The organism is Diaphorobacter sp. ED-3, from assembly GCF_027625375.1.
GTDB lineage: Bacteria > Pseudomonadota > Gammaproteobacteria > Burkholderiales > Burkholderiaceae_C > Diaphorobacter > Diaphorobacter nitroreducens.
The window spans coordinates 2,290,148-2,312,552 of sequence record NZ_CP115182.1 but is presented as its reverse complement, the minus strand read 5'-3'; the positions used below and the strand labels follow the sequence as shown (position 1 = coordinate 2,312,552).

Sequence of the window (22,405 nt, the reverse complement as noted above, 5' to 3'; positions counted from 1 at the left end):
GAGGCCATAGCAAAGGCACTCTGCTCAGAATAAAAAAAGGCGCTGCAACGCAAGTCACAGCGCCTTTTTGCAGAAGGCATGCCGGAAAGCCTGCTCAGCCCTTCTTCTGCACCATCTTGATCACGCTGGAGAAATCCTCCCCCCCGTGCCCCGCAATGCTGTGCGCCGCGTAGATTGCGCGCGCCATGCCGCCCAGCGGGGTGCTGGCCTTGGTGGCGATGGCGTTTTCCTGGGCCAGGCCCAAGTCTTTCAACATCAGGTCGGTGCCAAAGCCGCCCGCGTAGCCCTTGCTGGCGGGGGCGTTCTCGTGCACGCCGGGGAAGGGGTTGTACTTTTCCAGTGCCCAGTTGCCGCCGGAGCTGCGGCGCATGATTTCGCTCAGCACCTTGGGGTCCAGGCCGTTGGCGACGCCCAGCGCGATGGCTTCGCTGGTGCCCACCATCAGGATGCCCAGCAGCATGTTGTTGCAGATCTTGGCCGTCTGGCCCGCGCCCACGGCGCCGGCGTGGAAGATGTTGGCGCCCATTTTTTCCAGCAGGGGGCGTGCGCGCTGTAGTTGCGCGTCGGTGCCGCCGACCATGAAGGTGAGGGTGCCGGCGATGGCGCCGCCCGTGCCACCCGATACGGGTGCGTCGATGAAGTCGATGCCCAGGGCTTCAGCGGCCTTGGCGACCTTCTGGCTGGTGGCGGCGGCGATGGTGGAGCTGTCGATCACCAGCGTGCCCTTGGCAATGCTGGCCAGCAGGTTGCCACTGCCCAGGAACAGGCCTTCCACGTGTTGGCTGGCGGGCAGCATGGTGACGACGGCCTCGGCGCCCTGCACGGCGTCTTGCGCGCTGGCGGCGACCTGCAGGCCCTCGGCCTTGATCTTGGCCAGGGCGTCCTGGCTCAGATCGAAGGCCTTCACGCTGTGGCCGGCCTTGTGCAGGTTGATGGCCATGGGCGCGCCCATGTTGCCCAGCCCGATGAATGCGATTTGCATGGTGGTTGTCTCCTGTGGTGTGTGATGGGAACTATGGTTTTGATAGCTGCTAGCGCTTTATGGGTAAGCGTTACAGGGCAAAAATGCCTTCAATCATGATCGCGTGCCCTTGCTGCGGCTTGTGGCCGCCTTCGCCCGCCGGGGCGAGGCCTTGGCAAGCGGGTTGAAGGCGAGGGCGGTGTCGATCCAGTGCTCCCACTGGGCGCGCGTGGCGTAGGCAGCGGGCTCCAGCCAGAAGTAGCCGGCCATGCCGCCGCGCGGGTCCAGTTCGCGCACGCCGGGGGTTTCGGCGGTTGCGTCGTGCTGCTGCGGCGGCAGGCGCACCAACAGCTCTTCGCCCTTCACGCCCAGGCAGAGCTTGCCGTCCACCATGAAGGCGTGGCAGCCAAAGAGCGTGCGCTCCTCTACCTCCACCTGCGCGTTCAGCCGCTCGCCCAGCGCGTCGCGCACGGCGGCGATCAGGTGCAGCGCTTCGTCGGACAGGGGGCGAGCAGGCATGGTGGTTTTGGAGTCAAATAGGCCTCTAGCGCTTATCCATCCGGCGTGAGCAGCTATGGTTTTTGAATTTCAACGGATCACCTCCGGCGCGTCGCCGTCCAGCATGCGCCGGCCGATGATGACGCGCATGATCTCGTTGGTGCCTTCCAGGATCTGGTGCACGCGCGCGTCGCGCAGCAGGCGCTCCAGCGGGTATTCGCGGATGTAGCCGTAGCCGCCGTGCAGTTGCAGCGCCTCGTTCACCACGTTGAAGCCCACGTCGGTGGCAAAGCGCTTGGCCATGGCGCAGTAGGTGGAGGCATCGCGCGCGCCGGCGTCGAGTTTGCTGGCGGCCAGCCGCACCATCTGGCGCGCAGCCACCAGCTCGGTGGCCATGTCGGCCAGCTTGAATTGCAGCGCCTGGAAGCTGGCGATCGGCTTGCCGAACTGCTTGCGGTCTTGCATGTAGCGCTGGGCGTGCTGCAGTGCGCCTTGCGCGGCGCCGACCGAGCAGGTGGCGATGTTGATGCGCCCGCCGTCCAGCCCCTTCATGGCGATCTTGAAGCCTTCGCCCTCCTGGCCCAGCAGGTGGTTGGCGGGGATGCGCACGTTGTCAAAGCTGATCTGGCGGGTGGGCTGGCTGTTCCAGCCCATCTTTTCTTCCTTCTTGCCGTAGTGGATGCCGGGCAGGTTCGCGGGTACGGCAAAGGCGCTGATGCCGCCGGCGCCGGATTGCGCGTCGCCGGTGCGTGCCATGAGCACCAGCACGTCGGTGCTGCCCGCACCGCTGATGAAGGCCTTGCTGCCGTTGATGACGTACTCGTTACCGACCAGCTCCGCGCGCGTCTTGATGGAGGCGGCGTCGGACCCCGCGCCGGGTTCGGTCAGGCAGTAGCTGGCGAGCTTTTGCCCGCTGGTGAGTGCCTCGCCCCATTCGGCGCGCACGACATCCGTGGCCCAGGTGCCCAGCATCCAGGTGGCCATGTTGTGGATGGTGATGAAGGCGGTGGTGCTGGGGTCCACGGCCGCCAGTTCCTCGAACACCAGCGTGGCGTCCAGGCGCGGCAGGGCCAGGCCACCGGCGCTCTCGGGCGCGTACAGGCCGCAAAAACCCAGCTCGCCCGCACGGCAAATAGCCTCGCGGGGGAAGATGCCCTGCGCATCCCACTCGGCGGCGTGGGGCGCCAGCTCCGCCTGGGCGAACTGGCGCGCGGTGTCGGCAAAAGCGCGCTGGTCTTCGCTGAGTTCAAAGTCCATGGCGGTGTCTCCTTCTCTTATGTGTCTTATGGCTTGTTCGTCGTGGGCTGCGGCGCCTCGCCATGGTGCAGCCAGTGCATCAGGGCATCGCTCCGCGCCTGGGTATGGACCGTCAGGCAGTCGTGGTACAGCCGCGGCCATTCGGGGCGGGACTCCGCCGCGCGCTGCGCCTGCTTGCACTGCGCGGCGCGCGTGCGCTGCCAGGCGGCGTGGTCCTGGCGCAGGGCAGGGCGCTCGTGGGCGGACAGGGCACGCATCACATCGCCATACAGAATCTGAGTGGCGGTGTCCGCCTCCTGGTAGCGCTGCACGGCGCAGGCGTTGGTCTCATCCACCGTGCCGCCGGGGCGGCAGGCAGCGCCGGCCTGCGCCTGTGCCTGGGTGGCAGCCAACAGGGCGCACGCAGCGGCCAGGACGCGCAGGCGGGCGGCATGGGTTCTCACGCATCGGGTCATGCCTGTGATTTCACCATGCGCGCCCCGCGCGGCGCCGCTTACTTCAGGCTGATGGTGGTGTTCACGCCGTGGCTGGTGGTCGAGTCGTCGAACCAGCGCGCCGTGACGGTCTTGGTCTGCGTGTAGAACAGCACCACCTGCTTGCCGTAGGGGCCCAGGTCGCCCAGCTTGGAAGCGCGGCTGCCTGTGAAGGAGAACAGCGGCACGGGCACGGGGATCGGCACGTTGATACCCACCTGGCCCACGTCGATGTCTTCCTGGAACTTGCGCGCGGCCGCGCCGGACTGCGTGAAGATGGCCGTGCCGTTGCCGTTGGGGTTGGCGTTGATGAACTCGATGGCCTCGTCGATGTCCTCGGCGCCGGCCAGGCACAGCACGGGGCCGAAGATTTCCTGGTCGTACACGCTCATGCCGGGCTTCACGCCGCTGAAGATCGTGGGGCCGACGAAGTTGCCCTTGTCGTAGCCCGCCACCTGGGGCTTGCGGCCGTCCAGTTCCAGCGTGGCACCGTCGGCAATGCCGCGCTCGATCAGGCCCTCGACGCGCGACAGCGCGGCGCAGCTCACCAGCGGGCCCACATCGGTGCCGGGCTCGGTGCCGGCGGACACCTTCAGCGTCTTGGCCTTCTCGACCAGATCGGGGATCCAGTTGCGCGCCTCGCCCACCAGCACGGCGACCGACAGGGCCATGCAGCGCTGGCCGGCCGCACCGAAGGCGGCGCCGGCCAGGGCGTTCAGCGTCTGCTCCTTGTTGGCGTCAGGCATGACGATGGCGTGGTTCTTCGCACCCATCATGCATTGCACGCGCTTGCCGTTGAGGCTGGCGCGGTTGTACACATGGGTGCCCACCTTGGTGGAGCCCACGAAGCTGATGGCCTTGATGTCCGGGTGGTCGCAGATGGCGTTCACGGCGTCTTCGCCGCCATGCACCACGTTCAGCACGCCGGCGGGGATGCCGGCCTCCAGCGCCAGTTCGCACAGGCGCATGGTGACCATGGGGTCTTGCTCGGAGGGCTTGAGCACGAAGGTGTTGCCCGTGGCAATGGCCATGGGGAACATCCACAGCGGGATCATCGCGGGGAAGTTGAACGGCGTGATGCCGGCGCACACGCCCAGCGGCTGCATGAGGGTGTAGGTGTCTACGCCGTTGGCCACGTTGTTGGCCAGCTCGCCCAGCTGCAGCGTGCCGATGTTGGCCGCGTGCTCCACCACTTCGAGGCCGCGGAACACGTCGCCTTCGGCGTCGGGCAAGGTCTTGCCTTGCTCGGCCGTCAGCAGGGCGGCCAGTTCCTTCATGTTCTCGCGAATGAGCTGCTGCAGCTTGAGGAAGATGCGTGCGCGCGTGCCGATGGGGGTCTTCTTCCAGGTCTTGAAGGCTTCCTTGGCGGAGGCCACGGCGGCGTTGATCTCGTCGGGCGTGGCGAAGGGCACGCGCGCCAGCACTTGCTGCGTGGCGGGGTTCACCACGTCGCGCCACTGGGTGGTCTTGGACTCGACGAATTGGCCGCCGATCAGCAGCTTGACGGTGGGGGCCTTCACGGCCTGGGAGGTGGATGCGTCCATGGTTGTCTCCTGGGGTCCTGGGGTGGTCTGCAATGGAGCGGGCACGGCAAGTGCCGACTTGGCATGGGCTGCATCGTAGTTGTGCGAAATTGCGTAGGCAATAGACAATCACGCACCTTGGCTTTGCAAATTTGCACATCACCGCAGAGGAGCCGTATGGACTGGGACAATTTGCGCTACTTCCTGGAGCTGGCGCGCACCGGCACGCTGGCAGGGGCCGCGCGCCGCACGGGCGTGGAACACACGACAGTGGCGCGGCGCATCCAGGCGCTGGAAAAGCAGATGGGTGCGCCGCTGTTCGCGCGCGAGGCAGCGGGACACCGGCTGACGGAAACCGGCCGCCACCTGCTGCCCGCCGTCGAGGCCATGGAGGCCGCCGTGCTGGGGGTGGAGCGCGCATCGCCCGCCAACTCCCCGGGCGCGGGCCCCTCCGGACTGGTGCGCGTGGGTGCCACCGAGGGTTTTGGCACGGTGGTGCTGGCGCCGCATCTGGCGCGGCTCACGCAGAAGCACCCGCACTTGTCCATCGACCTGCTGGCCCTGCCGCGCATGCTGCACCTGAGCCGGCGCGAGGCGGACATCGTGATTTCGTTAGAGCGGCCCAAGCGCGGCTCGGTGATCGTCACCAAACTCGCCGACTACACCCTGCGTCTCTACGGGCAGCGCGAGTACCTGGCGCGCAGACCGCTGGTGGCCAAGCGTGAAGACCTGCGCCACCACGCCTTCATCAGCTACGTGGACGATCTGCTGTTCACAAAAGAGCTGCAGTTCATCGACCAGCTCTACCCGCCCGAGCGTTTTGCGCTGCGCAGCACCAGCATCACCGCGCAGTACGAGGCCGTGCGCGCTGGCGCGGGCCTGGCCGTGCTGCCCGCGTTCCTGGCCGACCGTGACCCTGTACTTGCGCGCGTGCTGCCCCACGAGGCCGAGTTCACACGCACCTTCTGGATGAGCATGCCGGCCGAGGCCAAGCACTTGGCGCGCATGCAGGCAGTGTGGGCCTTCCTGAAAGACGTGGGCCAGCGCGAGGGAGCATCGCTGGCCCCAGGTAAACCAGCGGCAGGCTAGGGTACGCTGCGGCATACAGAAAAAGGCCCCCGCATGCGGAGGCCTTGCGGACCAGGGGATCAGCGAGGATCAACCTTGCTCCTTGTTCTTGCCCGACGTGCCCTGGTTGGATGAGGTAGCGCTGTTGCTGCCGCTGCTCTTTTGCCCGGTGCCGCCGCGCGAGGTGCGCCAGGTGTTGAAGTCATCGGCAAACTTCTCATAGCGCTCCTTGCGCCAGGAGTCGTAGTCGTCATCCAATTGGCGCAATTGGTCCTGGCGCCACTGGTGGTAGTCGGGGTCGTTCTGAAAGCGTCCGCGCTGCTCTCCGCCGGTGCCGGAGTACTGCGAACCAAAGTCCGCGTCGCGATGGCCTTCATAACCCTGGCCTTGGGAGCCGTACCCCTGCGAACCGTACCCCCCGTAGCCGCTCTGGCCCATACCCCCCTGGGCGCCATAGCCTTGAGCGCCGCGGTAGCCGCGGCCGTACGAGCCCTGCATCGGGTTGTTGCCGCCGTACATGCCCTGCTGCTGCCCGCCTGCGCCAAAGTCGCCGCCATAGCCGGCACCGCCCTGGTAGTGGTAGCCCTGGCCTGATCGCGACCCTGCGCGGAAGTCGCTGTCATAACCCGCCTCGTAGCGGTCGCGGTAGTTTTCCTCATAAGGGCGCTGCTGTTGCATGCCCTGGTAGTCGCCGGCCCACTCGCGCTGGGAGCGCTGGGAGCCGCTGCCTTCCTGGCCATAGGAGGCATAGCGCTCCCGGTCGTCCCCGCCGCGGTAGTCGCCGCCTTGCTGGGATTCGCGCCCGCCGCGGCCCATGCGATTGTCGTGATCGTCACGGCTGCGGTCTTGGCGGTAATTGCGTTCGTCGTTGTCTCGGTATGCCATTGCGTACTCCTGAAAAAAAGGGGGTGGAAGAGGGGGCTGAAAACGCTCAGCGCTGCTTTGAACTGCGGTTGGATGAACCGCTTTTCGCATTCGAATCGCCTTGCGATCGCGTGGAGTTATGGCCGCTGGCCGTGGCGCCACCCTGGCGGCTCTGGCTCTTGCGCTGGTTCAAGTTCTCCGTGTACTGGTTGTGGCCTTGCGGGTTGTTGTTGGGCATCGATTTCTCCTGAAGTGGTGGTGTGAAGGGCGCACAAAACCTGATGTGCGTGATTCATTCTTCGGTTGCGGTGCACGCGAGTCGGTAGGACCGGTCCTATCGGCGGGTAGGTGCCCTGCGATGACTGGAAACACAGCGCATGCGCATCAGACGCATCAGGCGCCGTCCCCCGCGTTGCCGGTAATGGGCAGCACGATCCCGGTGATGTAGCTGGAGCAGCACGGCGCTGCCAGGAACACGTAGGCCGGAGAAATCTCCTCGGGCTGTGCCGGCCGGCCCAGGTGCGTCTTCTCGCCGAAGTGAACGATGTCCTTGGACGATTGGTCCGCCGGGTTCAGCGGCGTCCATACCGGCCCCGGGGCCACCGCATTCACGCGGATGCCCTTTTCCGCCAGGTTGTGTGCCAGGGCTTTGGTGAAGGCATGGATGGCCCCCTTGGTGGCCGAATAGTCCAGCAGCTTCTTGCTGCCCCGCAGGCCGGTGACGGAGCCGGTGTTGATGATCGCGTCGCCGCGTGACAAGTGCGGCAGCGCGGCCGTGGCCATGTGGAAGTAGCCGTAGATATTCGTGCGGAAGGTTTCGTCCAGCCGTTCCTCGGTGATGTCCGTCAGCGATTCGGCGTGTTCCTGGAATGCGGCGTTGTTCACCAGGATGTTCAGCTTGCCGAGCTGGGCCACGGCCTGCTTCACCGCGTCGCGGCAAAAAGCCGCGTCTTTCACGTCACCCCGAATGACCAAGCATTGACGGCCCTCCGCCTGCACCAGGCGGGCGGTCTCCTGAGCGTCCTGGTCGGCGCTCAGGTAGACGATGGCGACGTCGGCACCCTCGCGGGCAAACAGCAGCGCGACCGCGCGGCCAATGCCGGAGTCGCCTCCCGTGATCAGGGCCGCCATGCCCTGCAGTTTGCCGCTGCCCTTGTAGTGGGGCGCGTCGAAACGGGGCTGGAGCTCCATGGCATGTTCATGCCCGGGCTTTTGCAGATGCTGGTCCGGCATGGGTGGAGCGGGCTCCTCGCGGCCCGGGCCGGGTGCCGCCTTCTGCGATTGCTGGGTGTCGCCTGAGGACTTGGCGGCGTCTTTTTGGTCTTGCTGCTGCTGTATGTCCCGCTGCTGTTGCTGGGTCTCGTCGGCGGTGGGCGAGGAGGGCGTCTGGCTGGCCGGTGTATTCATGAGAAGGCTCCGTGGGGGGTTCAGAAAGCGAGAGGACTGCTGCTCAGCCCAGGGATTTCCAGAGGGGAAGTTCGGGATCGGGGCAAAGCGGCGCGATGTGGCAATGACGGGCGGCGGTTTCCATGGCGTTGGCTCCTGCATAAAAAGTGGCTGAAATGACGGGCTGAAAACCACAGGGCCGGGCACGCGCCATGGCGGGCCCGGCCCTGCTGGCCAGTGCGCGTCAGCGGTCGCTGCTGCGGCGAGGGCTGCTCTGGCCGGCGCCGCGGGAAGCGTGGGTGCCCCCATGGCTCTTGGCGCCTGCTGCGCGTGCCTCGGCGGAGGTGAATTCGTGTGCATTGCCCGAGGCATGGGCCGCGCGCCCGCCTTGCGAGGCCGTCTCGCGCTGGCGCTCGGGGTCCATGCAGGCAAATCCCCGCCCGCCCTGACTGCTGGCCTGGGGCGGGGTGCCGGCGCGCTGATCTCGGCTGGCGGGATGTTGGGAGGTAGGGCTGGGCATGCGTAAGCTCCTGCGTGATGGGGGAAATGAACAAGCGGCGACAGTGAATCGCTGCCAATTCACTCTAGGCCGCTGCATTTGCATGCACAGATAAGAAGAATCCGACGGAGAGGTCGGAATCGGTTGCGCTGGGGCCGTGGTGGCGCTTACCCCTTGGCGGGCTGGCCGCCACTTTCTGCGGTGGGCGCGTCGGCCTCCGCTGCAATGCGCAGCTCTGCGGGCGGCAGCAGCGCCAGGTGGTCGTTGCTGACCACGGGAATGAACCCCAGCGCACCCCGCTGCTTGTGAAAGGGTGTGGAGAACTTGGCTTCGATGAGCGCGGTCACCTTCTGGAAGAAGGCAAGGTGCGGCGGGTCTCCATACGCCATCTCCGTCTGGTTCCAGCGCACACGCCATTGGTTGCGCACGCGCTGCACGCCGATGCGCACATGCTCATCCAGACATCCGTGGTTCATCTTGAAGACAATCGTGAGACCGAAGTAGATGAAGCCATCGTCCCCCGGCTGCAAGCGGGGCGAGAGGGTGGTTCCCTCGTCCTTCATGCGCTCCAGGTTTTCATTCAGAACGTGGAACTCAATGTCCGCCGACCGCGCACCCAGGTATTCGATGTACTCCACGCGCATGTGCTCCGCGAACACGCGGCATTCCTCCTTGTAACGCCCATATTCCGAGCACCATTGCGAGGCTTTGGCTTGCAGTTGTTCGAAGATGGGAGGACTGCTCATACGGGGCTCCTCATCCAGGGATCATGGTGTGTGACGGCGGGCGCGGACGGCCCGCCCCGGCACGCGGACTCCGCGGTGGACGGCGCCGCCGCGGTGTATTCAGCAGGAGCAAGGGCTGCCCGGTAGAGCGCCGTCCTCGAAGGGTCCGCATCGATCCACTCTGCGCCTGGGAAAAATGCCCGGCTGTAGGACAAGGGCAGAAATGGGCCGGGACCCTCATCGCTTGGGCGCCGCATCCCGCCCAGGTCGGCAGTACCGCCCAGCCACGCATTGCGCAGGCGCGCCTTCCCCGGTACGGCGGCTGGTCCTACAGCCCGGCGCCTGCGCGTTTCCCACACTAAAGGCCAACCCGTTGCAAGAAAGGACTTCCCATGGCCAAGCAGTGCGAAACCTGCGGCAATACCTACGACCGCACGTTCGATGTGATTCTGGACGGCAAGCCGCACACCTTCGACAGCTTTGAGTGCGCTATTTCGCGCCTGGCGCCGCGGTGCGGGCACTGCGAGGTGCCCATCATCGGCCACGGCGTGCAGGCGGGAGAGCGCATCTTCTGCTGCAACCATTGCGCCGAGGCCGCGGGTGTCCAAGTCTTGCGCGATCGCGCCTGACCCTTGTCTTTCATGAATGGAGTGAGCTATGCAGAACGTTTCTGATGTGATGACCCGCGGGATCCGCACCATGGCACCCGACGACACCCTGACCACCGCCGCGCAGGCCATGCGCGAGTTGAATGTGGGAGCCTTGCCGGTGTGCAATGGCGAGCGCCTGGTGGGCATGGTGACGGACCGCGACATGGTGCTGCGCGGCCTGGCCGAAGAGCGCACCCACTCGCGCCTGAACGAGGTCATGTCCCGCGAGGTGTACTACTGCTACGAAGACCAGCCCGTGGACGAAGCCATCGCGTCCATGCGCGCCATGCAGGTGCGGCGGCTGCCCGTGGTGGACCGTGACCAGCGGGTGGTGGGTATCGTGTCGCTGGGCGACGTGGCCACCAACGTGGACGAGCGCCAGTCCGGCACGGCGATCCGCGACATCTCCAGTCCTTCAGAGCCTGACCGGCGCAGCCAATCGGCCGCCAGCGGCGCCGCGGGCGGCGGCCAGACCTCGTGACGACACACGGCTGCACGCACTGCTGCGCCTCGCCACAGCGGGGCGCAGGCCCCCCCTTTTTTTATATGCGCCCCATCAGCAGCAGGATGAGCACGATCACCACCACCAGCCCGACACCACCGCCCGGACCGTAGCCCCAGGAACGGCTGTACCCCCAGGTCGGCAGCACGCCGATCAGGATCAGCACCAGGATGATGAGCAGCAGGAGGGAAATCGACATGGTTTTTCCTTTCGTTGGCAACGCGGGCATCGCGTGGCCTCATCGTGCGGGCGCTGGAGGCGCCCGCAGCTAGGCAGGCGGTGCATGGTGTGGTCAGGCAGCATGCCGAGCGGGCTGTAGGCCAAGGCCCCGCTCTTGCCTGGACAGTAGCCGGCGCTTTGCCATGCCGGCTGCGCGGGGCGCCCGCGTGCAGGTTCGCTGAAGGATGGGTTTGCCTGTGCGGCCCGGCCGCGCACAATGCACATGCCATGGTGTCAACGCGGCCCCATGGCCCTCCGCGTAGCCTCGCGTGCCGCATACAGAGCCCGCTGGCGCAGCACCATGACAGCACCCACGGTTGATCCCAGGAATCCTTCCCATGAACTCTGTGTCAAAAGTGCCTGCAAGCCATACCGGAAGAGCGCTAGCAGCTATTATTAACATAGCATTGACCGCCGCCGCCATGCTGGCGGGCGGCGAGGCGCTTTCCCAGGAGGTCGCACCCGTACACCCCGTGCCCGCGCGCGGTGAGGCGTCGGCGGAGGTAGTGGCTTCGGGCCTGAGCCATCCGTGGGGCCTGGCCTTCTTGCCGGGCGGGCGCTTCCTCGTCACCGAGCGGCCCGGCCGCCTGCGCGTGGTAGAGGCCGACGGGCGCCTGGGGCCGCCGCTGGCCGGGTTGCCACAAGTGGCAGCGGGCGGGCAGGGCGGCCTGCTGGATGTGATCACCGATGCGGACTTCGCGCGCAACCGGCGCATCTTCTTTTGCTATTCCGAACCCGCACCGAAGGGCGACGGCAACAGCACGGCCCTGGCCAGCGCCACGCTGGCGCCGGACGCGGCGGCGCTGCAGGACGTGAAAGTGCTCTTCAGCCAGCGTCCCAAGGTGGCGAGCCAGTTGCACTTTGGCTGCCGCATCGTGCAGGCGCCGGACGGCCATCTGTTTCTCACGCTGGGCGAGCGCTACGGCCGCAAGGAGGACGCCCAGCGCCTGGACAACCACCTGGGCAAGGTCGTGCGCATAGCGCCCACGGGCGGCGCGGCGCCCGGCAACCCGCTGGCGGGCCGCGCGGGCGCGCTGCCGGAGATCTGGAGCTGGGGCCACCGCAACCCCCAGGGAGCGGCCTGGGGGCCAGACGGCCGGCTGTGGATCCATGAGCACGGCGCGCAAGGGGGCGACGAGATCAACCGCCCCGAAGCAGGCCGCAACTACGGCTGGCCGGTGATCACCTATGGCGAAAACTATGGCGGCGGCAAGATCGGCGAGGGCACGGCCAAGGCCGGCATGGAGCAGCCGCTGCATTACTGGGTGCCGTCGATCGCGCCGTCGGGGATGGCCTTTCTCACCAGCGACCGGTACGGCGCGGCCTGGAAGGGGAGCCTGTTCGTGGGTTCTCTCAGGTTCGCACGGCTGCACCGGCTGGAGCTGCAGGGCGCGCAGGTGGTGCGCGACGAGTACCTGCTGGACGGCCTGGGCGCGCGCATCCGCGACGTGCGCCAGGGGCCGGACGGTTGGTTGTACTTGCTCACCGACAGCCCGGACGGGCAGTTGCTGCGCCTGAGGCAACGTTGAACACGCCAGCGCGAGGGCGAGCCGCGGTGCGGGACCGGCTGCGAGGGGGCATCCCCTGTGCCCGAATCGGGACATGCGGCGCACGAGGAGCTCGCGCGCCGTTGCCCCGCTGCTACCCGTAGCGCCTGCGACAATGACCGCCCGACTGAACAACGATGACCGCCATGCTGCTTGACGCCTCCGAATCCCAACTCGTTCTCGTGGATTACCAGGAACGCCTGATGCCCGCCATCTTCGAGGCAGAAGCCATTCTGGCCAACGCGCGCAGGCTGGCGCAGATTGCCAGGCTGATGGACGTGCCGGTGTGGGGCACGGAACAGAATCCTTCGCGCCTGGGACCCAACGACGCCGCGTTGCGCGCGCTGTGCCAGCGCACCTTGTCCAAGATGCACTTCAGCGCCACCGAGGAGGGCCTGGGCGAGTGGTTGCGCCCGCCCGCCAAGCCCCAGGGCGGCAATGCGCGCAGCCTGCCCAAGCACCTGCAAAAGGGCCGCGAGCCCCAGGCCCCGGAGCGCGCCAGCATCGTGGTGGCCGGCTGCGAGGCCCATGTCTGCCTGCTGCAGACGGCGCTCGATCTGCTGGAGGATGAATTCGAGGTGTGGGTGGTGACGGACGCCTGCAGCTCGCGCACGGAGCGCAACCGCGACGCCGCCTTCGACCGACTGGCCGGCGCCGGCGCCGAGCTGGTAACCACCGAGATGGTGGCCTTCGAGTGGCTGCGCAGCTGCGAGCACCCGGCATTCAAGGAGATGCTGGCCTTGGTCAAATAGGCCTCTCGGGCACACCCACCAAGCGCTAACAGCTATGAATAGTGAAGCACAAAGGTGGGCTGGGCGTAGAGGGTGCGGCGAGCGCCGCGTCAAGGACCGTGTCTGGGACCGCGTCGGCGACCGCGTCAGCTTCCCGCAAGTGCGGCATGAATAATTATGAATTTTGGATAACCACCGACCCGCGCCACGTCGGCGCGGAGGATTCCAAGGAGACAGCACCATGGCCGCCGACTATGCCGACTTCTACCGCCGCTCCATCGACGAGCGCGACGCCTTCTGGGCCGAGCAGGCTCGCCTGATCGACTGGCAGCAGCCGCCGCAGCAGATCTGCGACTGGAGCAATCCGCCGTTCGCCAAGTGGTTCGTGGGCGGCACCACCAACCTGTGCCACAACGCGGTGGACCGCCACCTGGCGGAGCGCCCGCTGCAAAACGCGCTGGTGGCCATCTCCACCGAAACCAATACCGAGCGCGCCTACACCTACGCCGAGCTGCACCAGGAAGTGCAGCGCATGGCCGCCAGCCTGCAGACGCTGGGCGTGCGCCAGGGCGACCGCGTGCTGATCTACATGCCCATGATTGCCGAGGCGGCGTTCGCCATGCTGGCGTGCGCACGCATCGGGGCCATCCATTCGGTGGTGTTCGGTGGGTTCGCGTCGTCGTCGCTGGCTTCGCGCATCGAGGACGCCGAGCCCACGGTGATCGTGAGCGCCGATGCGGGCTCGCGCGGCGGCAAGGTGGTGCCCTACAAGCCGCTGCTGGACGAGGCCATCGAACTGTCGGCCCACAAGCCCGCGGCCGTGCTGCTGGTGGACCGGGGCCTCGCGCCCGCCGCCATGCGCGCGGGCCGCGACCACGACTGGGCGGCACTGCGCGCGCGGCACATGGATGCGCAGGTGCCGTGCATCTGGGTGGACGCCACGCAGCCCAGCTACACCCTGTACACCAGCGGCACCACCGGCAAGCCCAAGGGCGTGCAGCGCGACACGGGCGGCTACACCGTGGCGCTGGCGTCCAGCATGCGCCACATCTTCGAGGCACAGCCGGGCGACACCTATTTCTGCACCAGCGACATCGGCTGGGTGGTGGGCCACAGCTACATCATCTACGGCCCGCTGATTGCCGGCATGACCACCATCCTGTACGAAGGCCTGCCGGTGCGGCCCGACGCGGGCATCTGGTGGAGCATCGTCGAGAAATACCGGGTCACGCACATGTTCTCGGCCCCCACGGCGGTGCGCGTGCTGAAGAAGCAAGACCCGGCCTACCTGAAGAAATACGACATCCGCAGCCTGAAGGCGCTGTGGCTGGCGGGCGAGCCCCTGGACGAGCCCACGGCGCAGTGGATCAGCGACGCGCTGCAGGTGCCCATCATCGACAACTACTGGCAGACCGAGACCGGCTGGCCCATCCTCACGCTGTGCAACGGCGTGCAGAAGCAAACCTCGCGCTTCGGCAGCCCGGGCAAGGCCGTGTACGGCTACCACGTCCAGCTGATCGACGAGGCCACGGGCGAGGAGCTGACCCAGCCCAACCAGAAGGGAGTGGTGGCCATCGAGGGGCCGCTGCCCCCTGGCTGCCTGCAGACCGTGTGGCGCAACGATGATCGCTTCGTCAACACCTACTGGAAGAGCATTCCCGGCCGGCTGGTCTACAGCACGTTCGACTGGGGTATCCGCGATGCCGACGGCTACTACTTCATCCTGGGCCGCACCGACGACGTGATCAACGTGGCCGGCCACCGCCTGGGCACGCGCGAGATCGAGGAATGCATCGCCGGCCACCCCAATGTGGCCGAGGTGGCCGTGGTGGGCGTGGCCGACGCGCTGAAAGGCCAGGTCGCGATGGCCTTCGCGGTGCCGCGCGATGCCTCGGGCCTCACCGACGAGGCCGCGCGCCTGAAGCTGGAAGGCGAGGTGATGAAGCAGGTCGATACCCAACTGGGCGCCGTGGCCCGCCCGGCGCGCGTGCTGTTCGTGACGATGCTGCCCAAGACCCGCAGCGGCAAGCTGCTGCGCCGCGCCCTGCAGGCCGTGGCCGAGCGCCGCGACACGGGTGACCTGACCACCATGGAAGACCCCGTGGCACTGCAGCAGATCAAGGAACTGCTGGGCTGACGCGCGGCAATTTGCTCCTGATTTGATAGCTTCTAGCGCTTGATGGACGGGCGCTGGAAGCTTTTTTATTGCTTGATTCGATACGCCATCAAGCGGCTATCGCCGCCGCCGGTGGTACGGGCGCGGCGGCCTGGCCGGTGGCGCGCCATGGTGCGGGAGCCTGCCAGGCCTTCGCCCAGTCCATGAACTGCTCCACGGGCATGGGCATGGCGATGCAGTAGCCCTGCGCGTGGTGGCAGCCCATCTGCAGCACTGCCAGGCCTTGCTCCTCCGTTTCCACCCCTTCGGCCACGATGCCGCAGCCAAAGGAATGCGCCAGGCCGATCACGCCCTGCACAATGGCCCGGTCGCCCGCATCGGCCAGCATGCCGGCGACGAAGCTGCGGTCCAGCTTGAGGTGGTCCATGGGCAGGCGGCGCAGGTACGCCAGCGACGAGTAGCCCGTGCCGAAGTCGTCGAACGAGATCTGCATGCCCAGCGCGCGCAGTCTGGTCAGCTCCCGCGCCACGTGGTCGATGTCGTAGAGCGCGGCGCTTTCGGTGAGCTCGATGGCCAGCAGCCGCGCCGGCACCGCGGGGTGCTGCGCCAGGCGCAACGCCATCCAGTCCGCAAAGCCCCGGCGGTGCAGGTGCTCGGGCGTGATGTTGATGCTGACGGGCAGTTCCAGACCCTGTGCCATCAGGCGGGCGATCTGCTGCAGCGCGGTGTCCACCACCCATTCGCCAAAACGCATCTGCAGCTCGGTGTGCCCTTCGATGAGGTGCAGGAAATGCACGGGCGACAGCAGGCCGCGCTCGGGGTGCTGCCAGCGGGCCAGGGCCTCGGCCCCCACCACGGTGCCCAGCCGCATGTCCACTTTGGGCTGCAGGAACAGTGTCAGTTCGCCACGCTGCAGCGCGCGCAGCAGTTCGCCGCACTGCTCGCGCCGCAGTTGCCGGGCGCGCTCCTCGGCGGCGTCAAAGCCATGGAAGCGGTTGCGCCCCGCCTGCTTGGCCGCATACATGGCCTGGTCGGCGTGGCGCAACAGGGTGTCGGCGTCGGCCTCATCGTCGGGGTAGAGGGTGTAGCCGATGCTGGCGGTGACCAGCACGCGCTCGCCGTCCAGCGTGTACGGGGCCGCGACGCTCTCCATCACCGTATGCAGGCGCCGCTCGCATTCCTCGGCATGGGCCAAGCCCGACAGCAGGATCACGAACTCGTCCCCGCCCAGCCGCGCTACCGAGTCGGTCAGGCGCAGGGCGCGCTTGAGCCGCTCGGCCACCACCACCAGCAGCCGGTCGCCCGCCGCGTGGCCCAGGCGGTCGTTGACGGGCTTGAAGCCGTCCAGGTCCAGGTAGGCCACGCCCAATTGCTGGCCGCGCGCACGGCTGTGCTCCATGCCTGCGCGCAGCCGCCGCTCCAGCATCACCCGGTTGGGCAGGCCGGTGAGTGCGTCGTAATGGGCCATGCGCTCCAGTTGCCGCTCCTGCGCGCGTTGGCTGCTCACGTCGATGGACATGCCCACCATGCGCGCGGGCTGCCCGGCGGCGTCGTACGCCACCACCTTGCCCACGCTGCGGATCCAGCGGCCGTCGCCCTGGGGAGCAAGCACCTCGCAGGTCACGTCGAACGGCTTGTGCGGCTCCTGCAGGTGGCGCTGCAGCTCCTGGGTGACCACGTCGATGTCTTCCGGCGTGATACCCGACGCCCAGTGCACGGCAGCGCTGGCCCCGGTCTCCACCGGCGCCAGTCCGTACATGGCGCGCCAGCGCGCGTCGCCCGTGACTTCGCCGCTGGGCAGGTTCCAGTCCCACAGGCCCAGCGCCGCCGCCTCGATGGTGAGCGACAGCAGTTCCTCGCGTTCGCGTACGCGCTGTTCGGTCTGCTTGCGCTCGGTGATGTCGTGCAGGCCGAACAGCCAGCAGGCCTCACCGTTCACTTCGATGGGGCTCATGGACTGCAGCACGGTGCGCTTGTCGCCGCCGCGCGTGGTCAGTTCCAGCTCGTAGCCCACAAGCTGCCCTTCGGCCGTCGCCGCCTCCAGCAGCGCCGCGCGGGTGGGGGCGGAGTAGATGCCCAGTTCCACCACCGTGCGCCCCACGGCTTCCTGGCGGGTGTAGCCCAGGGCCTGCTCCCACGCCGGATTCACGTCGAGGTAGGTGCCGTCCTCGCGGCGCGAGAACCCCAGCGGGTAGGGCAGCAGCTGGAAGATGCGCGCCAGCCGTTCTTCGGAAGAACGCAGCCGCTGCGCCGCGCGGCGCGGCTCGTCGATGTCCTGCAGGATGCCGCGCACGCGCACCACGCGGTCGCCCTCGATGATGGGCTCCCCGCGCACGCGCACCCAGACCAGGCGCCCATCGGCGCGCACGATCTCGATTTCCTGGCTCCACACAGTGCGCTTGCGCAGGCAGTCGCGCAGGGCTGCGTGCATGGCTTCCCGCCAGACGGGTGCGACGAACTGCTGCACATAGTCGCGCGGCAGCGGCGTGCCCGGGTCCAGCCCGTGGATGTCGAAGCACACGTCGGACCAATAGGTGATGCCCTTGCCCGGCTCTTCCTCCCACACGCCCAGCCGCGCCATCCAGCCCGCCTGGCGCAGCAGGCGGTTGGCGGCGAGCAATTCATCGCGCACACGGCGCTCCTGCGTCATGTCGTGGAACACGAAGACCAGGCAGTCCTCGCCCTCAATGCGCGACACCCGTCCCGACATGAGGCCCGGCACTTCGGCGCCGTCGCGCAGCGCCGTCATTGGCAGGCCGCGGACCTCGCCCTGGTTGCGCAGCGCCTCGGTGAGGCGGGCGCGCTCCTGCGTGTCGCCCCACACGCCCAGTTCCATGGACGAACGCCCCAAAATCTGGTCGCGCGGCTTGCCCAGCAACCGCTCGAACGCAGGGTTCACGTCCAGGTAGCACCCGTCGGACAGGCGGGTGATGCCCGCGGCGTCGGGCAGCGTCTGGTAGACGGTGGTGTATTTGGCTTCGGACACGCGCAGCGCGTCGCGCATCTCGTGGTGCTCGGTGATGTCCAGGTCAATGCCGGCCATGCGCAGCACGCGTCCGGCGGAGTCGCGCTCCACCGCGTGCCCGCGCGAGACCACCCAGCGCCAGTGACCCTCGTCATCGCGCATGCGCGACTCGGCATGGAAGCTCTCTTCCTGTCCGTCCTGCACGCGCTGCAGGTACGCGCCCAGGCGCTCGCGGTCGTCGGGGTGGCGCCGGGCGTTCCAGCGTTGCCATGACTCGCGCACATCGAAGGCGCGCAGCGGTGTGAAGTCCTCGTCGTCGGGGCTGTTGGCCAGGCCAAAAGCCCGGTAAAAGCGCCCGTGGTAGGTAAAGCGGCTGTTGCGCAGATCCCATTCCCAGCGCCCGCCGCCCGAGGCCTTGAGCACGCGCAGCAGCTCGTCCTCGTGCTGTCCCAGCGTCTGCAGCGACCGGGCCCGCGCACGCAGCAGCTCGACGGCGCCGCACAGCGCCACCACGCCGAAGGCGTAGCGCCAGGGAATGCCCTGCCACGGGGCCGATCCCCCCTGCGCGGCAAGGGCGCTGGCCGTCTCGGTCCAGGGCAGCAGCGCGGGCGGCACCAGCACGGTGAGCGCGACCACCAGCGATATCGCCGTCAAGCGTGTCGCGCGCCCCAGCTGCCACGCCAGGCAGCCCATCAGCCAACAGGCCGCGGACAGGCTGATCATGGCGCCCCAGTGGGCCGGCGCGTCCAGCCAGCCGCTGGCCAGCGCAGCCACTGCAGCCACGCCACCGCACAACGGCCCGAACAGGAACGCGGCGGAAACGATGATGGGCGGGTGGATGTACGCCACCCCTGGCGCGTCTAGCGGCATGCCCTGCAGGGCCACCAGCGTCGACGCAGCCCCGGCCACCAGGCCCAGCGCGATGCGCACGCCGCGCGAGGGTTGCAGCAGGACGGATTGCGGCAGCGCGGTCGCCCCGGCGATCAGCAGCAGGTGCACGATGCCGGAGAGGAACACCTCAGTGGGCATATCCCTCCTGTGCATCCGCGCGCTGGTCGCCCCCGCGGTCCCCGCCATCCTGGCGCAATGGCGCAGCGCCCGCGGGCCGCGGCCCGGGGATGCGTGCAACGGCAGGGAATACGGCAAAGGCGCAAAGCGACATGTTTCAGAGTGTATTGCGCCCGGCGGCCCGGCGGTCCATGTGCGTGCCGCGCGTCGCGCAGCGGACCCGCAGGCGTCGGGTGAAACCCTGCCGCGGCGCGTCAGGGCGCCTTTGTACCCGGCCGCACCGCGCCGCCCACCAACCCCGTGGAGAGCGCCGTGCCGCACGCAATGACCACGCCGCAGCCCAGCATCCACGGCGTCACCGCTTCGCCCAGAAACACCGCGCCGTAGAACACTGCGAACACGGGCGCCAGGAAAGTCACGGCCAGCGCCCGGCTGGGGCCGGCATTCGCAATCAGGCGAAAGTAGAGGATGTACGCAATGCCCGTGCACAGCACGGCAATGGCGGCGATGGCCGCCCAGGCGCGCAGGCTCGGCGTCTGCGCGGGCCAGGCCCACCACATGGGCAGGGCCAGCCCGAGCGCCGCGCCCACCTGGCTGCCCGTGGCCGTGGCCAGTGGCGGAATGCCCACCAGGTAGCGCCGTGCGTAACTGGCGGCCACCGCATAGCAGGTGGAGGCCAGCAGGCACGCCGCAATGGCCCAGCCCGCCTGACTGCCGCTGGCGCCCACGCCAGCCGGTGCGCGCCAGGCCAGCAGCGCCACGCCGACGAAGCCCAGCGCCAGCCCCGCCCAGCGCAGCCGGCTGATGCGGTCGCCCAGCCACAGCCAGGCCACCAGCGCGCCGAACAGCGGCACCGTGGCATTGAGAATCGATGTCAGCCCGGTGGCGATGTGCATCACCGCCCAGGCGAACAGCGCGAACGGGATCGCCGAGTTGATGAGCCCGGCGAACAGGACGGGCCGCCAGTGGCGCCGCAGCGCGGGCCATTCGCCCCGGTGCAGCAGGAAGGGCCAGAGGAACAGGGCGGCCATCAGCACGCGCAGCCCGGCCATGGGCAGCGGGCCGAACTCGGCCGCGCCCAGGCGCATGAAGAGGAACGACGCCCCCCACAAGCTGGACAGCAACACGAACTCGCCCACCCAGGCGGGCGCGTGGGGGGAGAGGGCCTCAGCGCTCGTGTGTGGTGCTGTCATGCGAAATTCAATAGAGGGGTGAAGGGAATAGCGCGGGCTTGCGGGCCCGACTCCAGCGCCAGCAGTGCCTTCTTGCGCGGCAGCCCCCCCGCGTAGCCGGTGAGGGCGCCCGCACTGCCGACGGCGCGGTGGCAGGGCACGACGACGCTGAGGGGGTTGCGCCCCACGGCCGCGCCCACGGCACGCACCGCGGTAGGCCGGCCGATCTGGCGTGCCAGCGCGCCATAGCTGGTGGTGGCGCCGTGCGGAACGGCCAGCAACGCCTGCCACACGGCCTGCTGGAAGGGTGTGCCGCCCGACAGGTCCAGCGGCAGATCGAACCGCGTGCGTTCGCCCCGCAGAAACTGCTGCAGTTGCTGGGCCGCCGCGCGCAGCACGGGATGCGCATCGTCTGTGGGCCACGCGGGTGCGGCATCCAGTTGCGCGGGCTGGTGGCGCTGGCCGTCGAACCAGAGCCCGACCAGGCCTTTCGCGCTGGCGGCCAGGCGCACGTCGCCCAGGGCCGTTGCGATGCGGCTTTGCACGGTGTCGCGGGGGTATTGCATGGTGAATCCTTCATTAAACGCGAAATTTGCCTTTTGCGCAGGCGCAACCAGCGCCGGCAGCTATTGGTCTGATAGCACCAGAGCCAAACCACTCCACGCGCGCAGCACGCCATAGCTGCGCCAGGGGCGCCAGGCGCGGGCTGCTTCGGTGGCGGCGCGCGCGGGTTGCGGCTGGCCCTGCACGCCCAGCGCCTTGTGCAGCGCCACGTCCCCGGCCGGAAAGGCGTCGGGCCAGCGCAGGGCGCGCATGGCGATGTACTGCGCCGTCCAGTCGCCAATACCGGGCAGGGCACGCAGCGCGTCCAGCGTGGCGGGTACGTCGGCGCTGGCATCCAGCAGCAGCGTTCCCGCGTCCATGGCCTGCGCAAGCGCCACGATGGCGGCCTGCCGCTGGCGCACGATGCCCAGGCTGCCCAGTGCGTCCCCTTGCGCCGCGGCCAGAGCGGCCGGTGTGGGAAACAGCCGATGCAGGTCCGGCCATGGCGTGGCGATGGGCTCGCCAAAGCGTTCCACCAGCCGCTGCGCCAGCGTGCGCGCGGCGGCCACCGTGATCTGCTGGCCCAGCACGGCGCGCACCGCCAGCTCGAAGCCGTCGAACGCGCCCGGCACACGCAGGCCGTCGCCCTCCGGGAAGGAGGGGTACAGCACCGCGTTGATGGCCTGCGGGTCCGCGTCCAGGTCGAACAATGCGCGCACCCGCGCGATGAGCTGCGGCAGCACGGGCTGCAGGCCGTCGCTGACGCGCAGCCACAGCTGGGGGCGCCCGTCATCGAAGCCGGCTTCCAGCCAGCCGGTGAAAACGGTGCCCGCGCTTGCCAGCCGCACCGTTCTGCGCAGAACCTGCACCCCCGGCCCGGTGCGGATGCTCTCCATGCCGTGGATCTGCCGCGCCGCCAGAAAGCCCATCAGCGCGGCCGTGTCGTAGGGCGGGCGCAGGCCCAGACGCACCGCACGGGCGCCTGCCTGTACCCCATCGGATGCGGCGCCTTGCCGGCGCAACTGGGTGGGATTGAGTCCGTAGTGGGTATTGAAGGCCGCGTTGAAGCGGCGCACGCTGGCAAAGCCGCTGGCCAGCGCCACCTGGGTGACGGGCAGATCGGTATCGGTCAGCAACTGCTTGGCCGCCAGCAGCCGGCGCGTCTGCAGGTACTGCAACGGCGAGATGCCCAGCGCGGCCTCGAAGATGCGGCGCAGGTGCCGGTCGCTCACGCCCAGGCGCGCGGCCAGCTGCGCCACCACGGCGCCGCCTTCGCACGCGCCCCAGGACTGCGGCGCATCCAGCATCCGCAGCGCCTGGCGCACGAGGATGCCCGATGCGTCCTGCACCGACCAGGCCAGCGCCTGCGGCGCCAGCTCGGGCCGGCAGCGCAGGCAGGGGCGAAAGCCGGCACTCTCGGCCTGCGCCGCCAGCGTAAAAAAACGGCAGTTTTCGCGCCGGGGCGTGCGTACGGCACAGACGGGACGGCAATAGATGCCGGTGGAGGTCACGCCGGTGAAGAACCGTCCGTCAAACCGCGCATCCCGGGCCCGCAGGGCCAGGTAGCGGGCCTCGTCGTCGTCGGCCGCAGAGGCTGTGCTGGCGGGTGGAGCAGGGGAATGGAGGGCGTCGGGCATGGGGCCATGATAGGCACGCGCAGCCGTTCCACTGGCCGTTTTCGGACATGCGCCTGGCCGG

General features: G+C 68.3%; 20 protein-coding genes and 1 pseudogene. 6 read left to right on the top strand and 15 right to left on the bottom strand.

What is annotated here, in order from left to right; genetic code table 11:
- Positions 1 to 94 precede the first annotated feature (94 nt).
- The 5 genes and pseudogenes from mmsB to PCQ86_RS11280 all read right to left on the bottom strand — a co-directional run.
- Positions 95 to 1,003, bottom strand: a pseudogene (gene mmsB / locus PCQ86_RS11300) (3-hydroxyisobutyrate dehydrogenase); the annotation flags it as partial.
- A gap of 72 nt (positions 1,004 to 1,075) precedes the next feature.
- Positions 1,076 to 1,480: a TfoX/Sxy family protein gene (locus tag PCQ86_RS11295; protein ID WP_015913337.1), complete on the bottom strand. Its 405-nt coding sequence runs from the start codon at positions 1,478 to 1,480 to the stop codon at positions 1,076 to 1,078.
- 69 nt (positions 1,481 to 1,549) lie between these two features.
- Positions 1,550 to 2,716, bottom strand: coding sequence for an acyl-CoA dehydrogenase family protein (locus PCQ86_RS11290; protein ID WP_270173763.1), 1,167 nt, complete (start codon positions 2,714 to 2,716; stop codon positions 1,550 to 1,552).
- 26 nt (positions 2,717 to 2,742) lie between these two features.
- Entirely contained in the window at positions 2,743 to 3,171 is a 429-nt protein-coding gene (locus tag PCQ86_RS11285) for a lysozyme inhibitor LprI family protein (protein ID WP_270173762.1), read from the bottom strand.
- Between the two features lie 38 nt (positions 3,172 to 3,209).
- Positions 3,210 to 4,733, bottom strand: coding sequence for a CoA-acylating methylmalonate-semialdehyde dehydrogenase (locus PCQ86_RS11280; RefSeq protein WP_270173761.1), 1,524 nt, complete (start codon positions 4,731 to 4,733; stop codon positions 3,210 to 3,212).
- A gap of 156 nt (positions 4,734 to 4,889) precedes the next feature.
- Here PCQ86_RS11280 and PCQ86_RS11275 point away from each other — a divergent pair, with 156 nt between their 5' ends.
- Complete coding sequence (locus PCQ86_RS11275; protein WP_270173760.1) at positions 4,890 to 5,801, top strand: LysR family transcriptional regulator; 912 nt, start codon at positions 4,890 to 4,892, stop codon at positions 5,799 to 5,801.
- A 69-nt stretch (positions 5,802 to 5,870) separates the two neighbouring features.
- On the opposite strand, the gene PCQ86_RS11270 is transcribed toward PCQ86_RS11275, so the two are convergent.
- The 5 genes from PCQ86_RS11270 to PCQ86_RS11250 all read right to left on the bottom strand — a co-directional run bounded on the left by PCQ86_RS11270 (position 5,871) and on the right by PCQ86_RS11250 (position 9,275).
- The gene (locus PCQ86_RS11270) at positions 5,871 to 6,665 is read right to left on the bottom strand and encodes a hypothetical protein (protein WP_270173759.1); all 795 of its coding nucleotides are present in this window, start codon (positions 6,663 to 6,665) and stop codon (positions 5,871 to 5,873) included.
- Between the two features lie 46 nt (positions 6,666 to 6,711).
- Positions 6,712 to 6,882 carry a hypothetical protein gene (locus PCQ86_RS11265; protein ID WP_270173758.1) on the bottom strand — a complete coding sequence of 57 codons (171 nt, stop codon included), beginning with the start codon at positions 6,880 to 6,882 and terminating at the stop codon, positions 6,712 to 6,714.
- A gap of 155 nt (positions 6,883 to 7,037) precedes the next feature.
- Positions 7,038 to 8,051, bottom strand: a complete 1,014-nt coding sequence (locus PCQ86_RS11260) for an SDR family oxidoreductase (RefSeq protein WP_270173757.1) — start codon at positions 8,049 to 8,051, stop codon at positions 7,038 to 7,040.
- Between the two features lie 223 nt (positions 8,052 to 8,274).
- Complete coding sequence (locus tag PCQ86_RS11255; protein ID WP_270173756.1) at positions 8,275 to 8,550, bottom strand: KGG domain-containing protein; 276 nt, start codon at positions 8,548 to 8,550, stop codon at positions 8,275 to 8,277.
- 146 nt (positions 8,551 to 8,696) lie between these two features.
- The gene (locus PCQ86_RS11250) at positions 8,697 to 9,275 is read right to left on the bottom strand and encodes a hypothetical protein (protein ID WP_015913346.1); all 579 of its coding nucleotides are present in this window, start codon (positions 9,273 to 9,275) and stop codon (positions 8,697 to 8,699) included.
- 371 nt (positions 9,276 to 9,646) lie between these two features.
- Between PCQ86_RS11250 and PCQ86_RS11245 the strand changes: the two genes are divergently transcribed.
- Both PCQ86_RS11245 and PCQ86_RS11240 read left to right on the top strand, forming a co-directional pair.
- Positions 9,647 to 9,883: a hypothetical protein gene (locus PCQ86_RS11245; RefSeq protein ID WP_270173755.1), complete on the top strand. Its 237-nt coding sequence runs from the start codon at positions 9,647 to 9,649 to the stop codon at positions 9,881 to 9,883.
- 28 nt (positions 9,884 to 9,911) lie between these two features.
- Positions 9,912 to 10,385 carry a CBS domain-containing protein gene (locus PCQ86_RS11240; RefSeq protein WP_270173754.1) on the top strand — a complete coding sequence of 158 codons (474 nt, stop codon included), beginning with the start codon at positions 9,912 to 9,914 and terminating at the stop codon, positions 10,383 to 10,385.
- A gap of 61 nt (positions 10,386 to 10,446) precedes the next feature.
- Here PCQ86_RS11240 and PCQ86_RS11235 read toward each other — a convergent pair whose 3' ends face one another.
- Complete coding sequence (locus PCQ86_RS11235) at positions 10,447 to 10,605, bottom strand: DUF3309 family protein (RefSeq protein WP_011805256.1); 159 nt, start codon at positions 10,603 to 10,605, stop codon at positions 10,447 to 10,449.
- Positions 10,606 to 10,963: 358 nt separating this feature from the next.
- Here PCQ86_RS11235 and PCQ86_RS11230 point away from each other — a divergent pair, with 358 nt between their 5' ends.
- The 3 genes from PCQ86_RS11230 to PCQ86_RS11220 all read left to right on the top strand — a co-directional run bounded on the left by PCQ86_RS11230 (position 10,964) and on the right by PCQ86_RS11220 (position 15,040).
- Positions 10,964 to 12,154: a PQQ-dependent sugar dehydrogenase gene (locus PCQ86_RS11230; protein ID WP_442874408.1), complete on the top strand. Its 1,191-nt coding sequence runs from the start codon at positions 10,964 to 10,966 to the stop codon at positions 12,152 to 12,154.
- 164 nt (positions 12,155 to 12,318) lie between these two features.
- Complete coding sequence (locus tag PCQ86_RS11225; RefSeq protein WP_270173753.1) at positions 12,319 to 12,924, top strand: isochorismatase family protein; 606 nt, start codon at positions 12,319 to 12,321, stop codon at positions 12,922 to 12,924.
- Positions 12,925 to 13,144: 220 nt separating this feature from the next.
- Complete coding sequence (locus PCQ86_RS11220; RefSeq protein ID WP_270173752.1) at positions 13,145 to 15,040, top strand: propionate--CoA ligase; 1,896 nt, start codon at positions 13,145 to 13,147, stop codon at positions 15,038 to 15,040.
- Between the two features lie 88 nt (positions 15,041 to 15,128).
- Here PCQ86_RS11220 and PCQ86_RS11215 read toward each other — a convergent pair whose 3' ends face one another.
- From PCQ86_RS11215 to PCQ86_RS11200, 4 genes are all read right to left on the bottom strand, one after another.
- Positions 15,129 to 19,013, bottom strand: coding sequence for a sensor domain-containing protein (locus tag PCQ86_RS11215; protein ID WP_270173751.1), 3,885 nt, complete (start codon positions 19,011 to 19,013; stop codon positions 15,129 to 15,131).
- Between the two features lie 233 nt (positions 19,014 to 19,246).
- The gene (locus PCQ86_RS11210; protein ID WP_220637422.1) at positions 19,247 to 20,185 is read right to left on the bottom strand and encodes a DMT family transporter; all 939 of its coding nucleotides are present in this window, start codon (positions 20,183 to 20,185) and stop codon (positions 19,247 to 19,249) included.
- A complete protein-coding gene (locus PCQ86_RS11205) occupies positions 20,182 to 20,730 on the bottom strand; it encodes a methylated-DNA--[protein]-cysteine S-methyltransferase (RefSeq protein ID WP_047349567.1) in 549 nt (182 codons plus the stop codon). Before PCQ86_RS11205 ends, PCQ86_RS11210 begins: the two co-directional genes overlap by 4 nt.
- 60 nt (positions 20,731 to 20,790) lie before the next feature.
- Entirely contained in the window at positions 20,791 to 22,344 is a 1,554-nt protein-coding gene (locus tag PCQ86_RS11200) for a DNA-3-methyladenine glycosylase 2 family protein (RefSeq protein WP_270173750.1), read from the bottom strand.
- Positions 22,345 to 22,405: the final 61 nt, after the last annotated feature.